The organism is Candidatus Cloacimonadota bacterium, assembly GCA_021734245.1.
GTDB lineage: Bacteria > Cloacimonadota > Cloacimonadia > Cloacimonadales > TCS61 > B137-G9.
This window is the reverse complement of sequence record JAIPJH010000111.1, coordinates 1-7,981: the sequence shown is the minus strand read 5'-3', so window position 1 is coordinate 7,981 and position 7,981 is coordinate 1. Positions and strand designations below refer to the sequence as shown.

Sequence of the window (7,981 nt, the reverse complement as noted above, 5' to 3'; positions counted from 1 at the left end):
TTGACTGAGTCCGAATCTTTCGGCATGCTGAATTATCATCACTGTAGCATTCGGTATATCTATGCCGACTTCGATCACAGTTGTAGAAACCAGCAGATCATATTTCCTTGCTTTGAAATCTGCCATGATTGCATCTTTTTCAGCAGTTTTCATGCGTCCGTGCAGCAGTGAAATTTTATATTGCGGATAAATTTTCTGGGAAAGCGCTTCATACAGAGTTTCAGCATCCAGCAGATCGACTTTGGCAGATTCTTCGATGAGTGGACAAACCACGTAAACCTGTCTTCCCATTTTCAGTTGAGTTTCCACCTGTTCAAAAACGATCCCACTTTTCTGGGAATTGTACCACAGGGTTTTTATCGGTTTTCGTCCGGGCGGCATTTCATCGATAATACTCACATCCAGATCACCGTAAACTGTGAGAGCAAGCGAACGCGGAATTGGCGTGGCAGAAAGATAAAGCAGATCAGGATATTTATTTTTGCGGGAAAGTTCAGCACGCTGCTCCACGCCAAAACGATGCTGTTCATCGATCGCCACAAAACCGGCATTATGGAATTCCACATCTTTTTGAATAAGCGCATGAGTTCCCACGATGATATCTATCTCTCCATTTTTGATCGCTTCTTTGGCGGCTTTTTTTTCTTTACTCACGCCGCCTTTTAGAAGTGCTATTTGTATTTCCGGTTGATTTCTCAATAAATCGGAAATGCTGTGAAAATGCTGCTCTGCCAGAATTTCCGTAGGTGCCATCAGCACACTTTGATAACCATTTTCCAAAGCCAGAAGCATGGCAAAGACTGTAACAATGGTTTTTCCTGAGCCCACATCTCCCTGCAGAAGGCGGTTCATCTGACGCTTGGAATTCATATCGCCCACGATTTCCGTGATCACTTTTTTCTGAGCGGAAGTTAAAGAATAAGGAAGCGAATTTTTCAGCTTGGTTGTAAAGGTTTTCTTCAATTCAAAATTGTGTCCGTTTTCTTTTTTGTGATGATTGAATTTACTGCGAGCCAGCATTAGTTGGGTGTAAAAAAGTTCTTCAAAAGCATAGCGGATTCTTATCTTGGGAATTTCCTGCGGATGTTGAGAAAAATGCATTTTTTGAAGAGAAGTTCGGCGTGGTTCAAATTTGTATTTTTCCAAAATATATTCCGGTAGAGTTTCTTCGATCTTATCACTGTAAAGCTCAAAGGCTTTGTAAATAAGATTGCGCATCACGTTCATACTGATGCCGTCTGTGAGTTTGTAAACCGGCAGAACAGAACGCGAATGCCAGAAATTCTGAGTGTCATCTTCTGTATCCAGAATTTCAATTTCGGGATGCACGATCTGCGGCATGTGCTGGAATTCGGTAACAATTCCACTGACCCAGATCTGCTTTCCAACTTCAAACTGCTTAATGAACCATTTACCAAAACTGAACCAGGTAAGAAATAGATGCTCTTCACCATCGGTAACTACTACATTCAATTGAGATCGCCGGTTGGAAAGTGTGCGTTTTTCTACCGAAACAATTGAGCCTACAAAAGAAAAGTGCTCATTGTAGCGCAGACTTTCAATTTTTACAACGGCTGTACGATTTATGTAATCTCGCGGGAAATGTTCCATCAAATCGGAAATGGTAAAGAGATTTAATTTATTCAGAATGCGAGCACGATGTTCTCCTACTCCTTTCAGGAATTTTATTTCCGAATTCAATGGATTCCAACTTTTTTTCTGATTCATGATTTGAAGAAAGTTTGATGCGAATGGGAAGTCAAGAAAATTGAATTGTAGAATTAAAAAAAATTATCTTAAATAAAAAATATTACAAAAGTTTATAGGTGAATTTTTCGTTGGTTAGTTCGCACATACCGCAGTGGTTGCAAAATGATTCACATTCCAAAGGTTTCCGGGCAATTTTTCCTTTGATAACCAGTTTATTCAACATTTCTTTCATTGTCTGAGGATCGACATCGAAATGTTTACAGAGATCATCTAATGAGATAACTTTTCTTTCTTCGAATAAGTCTAAAATACTAACTAACATTATCGTATTTTGATTTTTTCCGCCAGATCTCGCGGAATAATATAGCGGGATTCTCCTACACCAACAACAATATTTGAATTTTCCGCTTCATTTTTATGAACGGTTATGATTCCGCTTCTGTAAAGGCCCATTTCCATCGTTTTCACATCAGGATTTTTCATGATGATATATTTTTTGCCGACTTCAGCTTCGGTAAGATTTATGTATTCTCCCACAAATCTTCTTTTGTGTTGTCGGCAATGTTTTCCATGCCTTTTACCTTTTCCTGAGCGACTTCTAAAACCAAACATTAACTCAACTCCATTTTAGGAAAAACTATCCTAAATAATTCAAGTTGCAAATAATTCTCAATTGCAGAGCATGTCAAGAAAGCTTTTCAGAAAAAAAATTAAATCTGAATTTATACTTCGTTCTTGACATCAAATTGTTCTCAAGTCAGTAGATTCGTTAATTATTGTGGAGTTTTAAATGTATAAAAAAAATTATGTAATATTAGTTTTATTGCTATTTATCGGCGTGGCTCAAGCTTCCAAAACTAAAATAGACAGCATGGAACTGCAATTAGAAAAAGTTAATGAACCGCAGATAAGAATCGATCTTTTAAACGAATTATCTGAAGAATATCATCGAGCCGATAATACTGAATCTTTGAAGATCGCTGAAAATGCACTAAGTCTGTCTAAAGAGGCAGGATATAAACAGGGTGAAGCACAAGCTCTTTATAACATCGGATTTTCTTATTATTTCAGTTCAGAATATACCAAAGCCATAGAATATTTCTTTCAGGCTTTGCAAATTTTTCAGGAATATGACAGCAAGAAAAAAACAGCGGATATTTTGGGGAATATCGGAATTTCATATTATCAGCTGGATGACTTTGAAAATGCATCGAAATATATCATGCAATCTTTGGAATTAAATAAGGAATTAGGTTTGAAACGGGGCGAAGCAAATGCCTTCAATAATCTGGGGAACATCTATTTCGGGCAAAATAATTTTGAAAAAGCAATTCAATATTACCGGGAATCTCTCATCATTCAGCAGGAAATAAAAGACGTGGAAAGCATCATCGCAACTCTCAGTAATATCGGTATCAGTCACGACTATCTAAGTAATTATGAGCAATCATTGGAAGCATATCAGAGAACCTTAAGTTTGATCGATAAAGAAAATGAAACGGAAAGTTATGCAGCAATCCTGGGAAATATTGGAAATATCTATAACAAAATGGGAGATTTCACCAAAGCGCTGGAACACTATTTTCAGGTTCTGGAGATCAATCGACAAAGAAATGATGAAATGGGAATTGCAACTTCACTGGGAAATATTGGTGTTGTTTATAATAATCTGGGAAATCATGACAGTGCATTGGAATATTATCTGGAATCGCTGGAAATAAAAGAAAAACTTGGTTTTAAGGAAGGCGTAGCCAGCACATACAACAACATCGGTTTGATCTATGAAAAATTAAATGAATATGACAAAGCTCTGGAATATTTTAATGAATCGGCCAAAATTTATACAGAGATCAATAACAAAGAAGGGCTGGCAGCAACATTGGGAAATATCGGAATTATTTACAAAAATCGTCAAGATTATGATAAAGCATTTCAATTCTATAATGAATCGATGGAAATTTATCGAGAAATTGGGAATCGCAGCGGCCTGGCAATTTCCATCAATAATATCGGACTGATCTACGAACGTAAACAGGATTATCAGGCTGCACTTCTTTACTGTAAAGAAGCCCTGCAGATCTACGAAGAAATAAACAGCAAACAGAGAATTGCAAATTGTTCTAATGATATCGGAACGATTTATTTGAAAATGGGACAGTTCCAGCAGGCAGAACCTTATCTGGAAAAAGGTCTGAGATTAGCCAGAGAGATCAATGCCAAAGACTTGATAAAGAACAGTTATGACTCTTTCTATGAACTTTACAGCAAGCAAAACGATAACAAAAATGCTCTTAGATATTATCGCTTGTTTACTGCATATAAAGACAGTATTTTTACCAAAGAAAGCAGTGAAAAAATCGCTGAGATCCGCACTAAATATGAGACAGAAAAGAAAGAACGTGAAAATGAACAATACAAATTGGAGATTGAAAAACAAAAACTGGTAAAGTTGAGATTGAATTTTGGACTTGCTCTGGTTCTTTTACTTGTGATAATAGTGTTTTATCTTTACTGGCTGAAAAATAGAGCTAACAAACAATTGGAAGAAAGGGTGGCCAAAGCTCTGGAAAAACAAAAAAATCAACAGCAGATAATTGTTCATCAAGCCAGCCTGTCTTCTCTGGGTGAACTCGCAGCAGGAATTGCACACGAGATCAATCAACCCCTGCAGAATATTGCCTTCATCGTGGAAAACATGTATTTGGAAAACAAAGATAATCAAACAAATCCCGAAATTTATTCTGATCTCCAGGATATCCTGGAAGATGTGGAACGTATCAGAAAGATCATCGATCATATCAGAGTTTTTTCGCGCGATCAGAAAGATGCAACTCAAAAGGAATTTGACATTAACGAAAGTATAGAAAATGCTTTCAGCCTGGCCAGGAATGTATATTCCAAAAACAATATAAAAGTAGAATTTTCCTTGGATGAAGATATCGAACCAATTTTAGGAAATCCTTTCCGATATGAACAGGTTGTATTGAATCTTATTACAAATGCCAAAGATGCTATCGAAGAAAAAATTAAAGAAAATCGCGATTTCGAGAAGAAAGTAAAAATTCACAGTTATCAAGATAACAAATTCGTAATTCTGGAGATCGAAGATAACGGAACTGGAATATCAAAAAAAGATTTGAATAAAATATTCATGCCATTCTACACCAGCAAAGAGATCGGCGAAGGAACAGGATTGGGGCTTTCCATTTCTTATGGAATCATCAAAGAAATGAACGGAGAAATTAGTGTGGAGAGCCAAAAAGATGTGGGAACGAAATTTGCAGTAAGAATTCCCAAATATTTAAATAAGGATATAGAATGAAATCACCGAAAATTTTGATCTTAGATGATGAAAAGAAAATAACCGATCGACTCAGTAAATATCTCATCAAAAAGAATTTTGATGTAATAACTGCCAATTCTCCTACCATTGCATTCAGTATCATTAAAAAGGAAAAAATAGATATTCTAATATCAGATATCATGCTTCCGGAAATGAATGGATTGAACGTTCTGAAAAAAGTAAAAGCAGAATATCCCGAAATAGAAGTTATCATGATCAGCGGTCATGGCGATATGGATACAGTGATCGAAGCAACTCGCAACGGTGCTGTAGATTATATTCGCAAACCGTTTGGTCCTCTGGATATTCAACTGGCAATAGAGCGAACCAGCAAATATGTAAAAATCCAAAGCCATCTGCATTCCGTGGAAAACAAACTGGAAATCATAGAAAACCAGCGATCTCTGATCAATCGAGAGCTGGAAAACCTGATCGAAAAGGATTTGATCGGAGAAACAAAAGCGATCAAATCGGTTCTGAAACTGGCATTAAAAGCAGCTCAGGACAAAGATGTGAGTGTATTGATAACAGGAGAAAATGGTACAGGAAAAGAGATAATTGCCCGTATTATTCATTATGCCAGTCCTCGCAAAGAGTATGCATTTTATCCTGTAAATAGTGCAGCAATTCCAGAGCATCTTCTGGAAAGCGAATTTTTCGGACACAAAAAAGGAGCTTTTACAGGTGCCACAGATAATAAAAAGGGATGTTTTGAATTGGCAAATGGCGGAACACTTTTTTTGGATGAAATAGCTGATATGCCTTTCACGTTGCAGTCCAAATTGCTCCGAGCTTTAGAAGAAAAAAAAATAAAACCAGTAGGAAGCGATCGCGAAATAAATGTAAACATTCGAATTATCTCCGCTACCAATAAAAACATTGATAAGCTGGTAGCCGACAATAAATTCCGCATCGATCTGTTTCACAGAATCAATACGTTGATGATTCACATCCCACCGTTACGAGAGAGAATCAAAGATATTAAACCTCTGATGGAACATTTTGTCCAATATTTTGCCCGTCGCAAAAATATGAAAATCCCAGAAATCGATAAGAGTGTTATATCTGAATTGGAAAAATATTCTTTTCCTGGCAATGTACGTGAACTTCGAAACATGGTGGAACGAGCTCTAATTTTGAACGATACAGATAAGCTGACCTTGGATGATTTTAATTTTGCCCTGAACAAAACAAATGCAGATAACCAGTTGCCAAATACTACAAATCTACAGGAATTGGAAATCGCCACGATAAAAAAAGTGCTGAAAAAGACGAATTTCAACCAGGTAAAAGCATCCCAATATTTAGGAATTTCTAACGATGCACTTTTCCGAAGAATAAAAAAATACAGGATAAAGATAGAAAAAAAAATCACATAGAAAACATCGCAAAAATCAATTTCATAAAATTCTTGATTCATTTTATGTGAGTTGCTAAATTTGTCAGCAGAATAAAATTCAAAGGAGCAATTATTAATGATAAAAGAAGATTTACGTTTTTTTTCTCAATTTCACGGTGAATCTTCTAAAGAAAAAGATGAAAATAGCAATTCATCGCATACATTCATTGATGAACCTTTTTTGGATGCTTTAGACGAATGGGTGTGGGAAATGGATATGAAAGGAATTCATACCTATTCTAATGGAGCTGTCGAGAAAATCCTTGGTTATAAAGTGGAAGAAGTTGTGGGATATTCAACAATAAAACTTTGGACCAAAAAAAATTCCGCAATCCAACAACAAAAACTGGCAAGTTCTCTGGCTAGTGGTAAAGGCTGGAGCAACTATTCTGCTTATTTCATGCACAAAGATGGTTCATTAAGAATACTTTTAAGCTCTGCTGTTCCTATATATGACAAGAAAAATGAGTTGGTAGGATATCGCGGGATCGATCGTGATATTACCGAACGTGTGCTAAATGAAAATTTATTGAAAGCACAAAAAAAACATACCAAGCTTATCAATCAGGTGCTAAGGCACGATTTGACTAATAATCTTTCCGTTATAAACAGTTCCATAAGATTATTTGAATCAACAGATGAAAAAAAATACCTGGAAGAAATTAAAAAAAGTATAGATCGTAGTATTAAACTTATCAGAGGAATGAGGGAATCTGAAAAGTTGCTGTTACAAAATACCAATTTACTTGTCTTTAATTCCCGCGAAGTTTTTGAAAATGTTTTGTATAATAGGACTGATATAGAATATACTATTGAAGGTAAAAATTTAATTTTAGCGGATGAAATGATCTATTCTGTTTTCGAAAATATAATTAATAATGCGATTATTCATGGTAAAGCAGATAAAATTGATATCGATATTTATGACAAAAAAGTAAAAAGTATAATTACAATTGCTGATAATGGTATTGGCGTTCCAGATGAAATAAAAGACAAGCTTTTCGATGAGGGTTTTAAATATGGTTCTAGAGGCAATACAGGAATGGGATTGTACATTGTAAAAAAAGCCATGGAAAAATATAAAGGTGAAGTTTTCGTAGAAAACAATTCACCCCAGGGAACAATTTTTAAATTGATATTTCATCGCATTGCCAAGGATAAAACATAATAATTTTCTGTCTTGACTAAAAATGTAAGCTGATTTACTTAAAATCAGGTTCGGAAGTTTCCGATTTTTTTAATGAGTGGGTGATTAGCTCAGTTGGTTAGAGTGCTACGTTGACATCGTAGAGGTCACAGGTTCGAATCCCGTATCACCCACCATTCTTCGCCCTTTCGCTTATGCTCAGGAGCTTCGAATGGCACGCCGAATTGAAAGAAAATTCAATTAAAAAAAATACATGTGCGAAGGATGGTGTTCTGCGAAGCTTGCTAATATTGTATCTTTTCAACTAAAGCGAAGAAGGACTTCTTCTTGCTTTTCGGGAGGGGAATGTATTACACTTATATAATTAGAAGTATATCGAATT

The 7,981-nt window shown here is 35.9% G+C and carries 6 protein-coding genes and 1 tRNA gene; 4 read left to right on the top strand and 3 right to left on the bottom strand.

The genetic code is table 11. The features are described from left to right. The 3 genes from K9N40_12315 to K9N40_12305 form a co-directional block, all read right to left on the bottom strand. The coding region (locus tag K9N40_12315) for an ATP-dependent DNA helicase RecG (GenBank protein MCF7815251.1) at positions 1-1,728 on the bottom strand (1,728 nt) is incomplete at its 3' end. Between the two features lie 82 nt (positions 1,729-1,810). Further along, positions 1,811-2,032 carry a FeoC-like transcriptional regulator gene (locus K9N40_12310; GenBank protein ID MCF7815250.1) on the bottom strand — a complete coding sequence of 74 codons (222 nt, stop codon included), beginning with the start codon at positions 2,030-2,032 and terminating at the stop codon, positions 1,811-1,813. Next, positions 2,032-2,322: a ferrous iron transport protein A gene (locus tag K9N40_12305; GenBank protein MCF7815249.1), complete on the bottom strand. Its 291-nt coding sequence runs from the start codon at positions 2,320-2,322 to the stop codon at positions 2,032-2,034. The genes K9N40_12310 and K9N40_12305 overlap by 1 nt, the downstream gene beginning before the upstream one ends. Positions 2,323-2,500: 178 nt before the next feature. Here K9N40_12305 and K9N40_12300 point away from each other — a divergent pair, with 178 nt between their 5' ends. The 4 genes from K9N40_12300 to K9N40_12285 all read left to right on the top strand — a co-directional run bounded on the left by K9N40_12300 (position 2,501) and on the right by K9N40_12285 (position 7,775). Next, positions 2,501-5,032 (top strand): tetratricopeptide repeat protein, encoded by a 2,532-nt coding sequence (locus tag K9N40_12300; GenBank protein ID MCF7815248.1) that lies wholly within the window; start codon positions 2,501-2,503, stop codon positions 5,030-5,032. Beyond that, positions 5,029-6,432, top strand: coding sequence for a sigma-54 dependent transcriptional regulator (locus tag K9N40_12295; protein ID MCF7815247.1), 1,404 nt, complete (start codon positions 5,029-5,031; stop codon positions 6,430-6,432). The genes K9N40_12300 and K9N40_12295 overlap by 4 nt, the downstream gene beginning before the upstream one ends. Positions 6,433-6,528: 96 nt before the next feature. Continuing rightward, the gene (locus K9N40_12290; GenBank protein MCF7815246.1) at positions 6,529-7,620 is read left to right on the top strand and encodes a PAS domain-containing sensor histidine kinase; all 1,092 of its coding nucleotides are present in this window, start codon (positions 6,529-6,531) and stop codon (positions 7,618-7,620) included. 78 nt (positions 7,621-7,698) lie between these two features. Next, positions 7,699-7,775, top strand: a tRNA-Val gene (locus K9N40_12285). The last annotated feature ends 206 nt before the right edge of the window (positions 7,776-7,981 follow it).

Bases quoted from the DNA above. Each gene is read 5' to 3' on its own strand.
- K9N40_12305 (MCF7815249.1), bottom strand. From the start codon at position 2,322: ATGTTTGGTTTTAGAAGTCGCTCAGGAAAAGGTAAAAGGCATGGAAAA.
- K9N40_12310 (MCF7815250.1), bottom strand. From the start codon at position 2,032: ATGTTAGTTAGTATTTTAGACTTATTCGAAGAAAGAAAAGTTATCTCA.
- K9N40_12295 (MCF7815247.1), top strand. From the start codon at position 5,029: ATGAAATCACCGAAAATTTTGATCTTAGATGATGAAAAGAAAATAACC.
- K9N40_12300 (MCF7815248.1), top strand. From the start codon at position 2,501: ATGTATAAAAAAAATTATGTAATATTAGTTTTATTGCTATTTATCGGC.
- K9N40_12290 (MCF7815246.1), top strand. From the start codon at position 6,529: ATGATAAAAGAAGATTTACGTTTTTTTTCTCAATTTCACGGTGAATCT.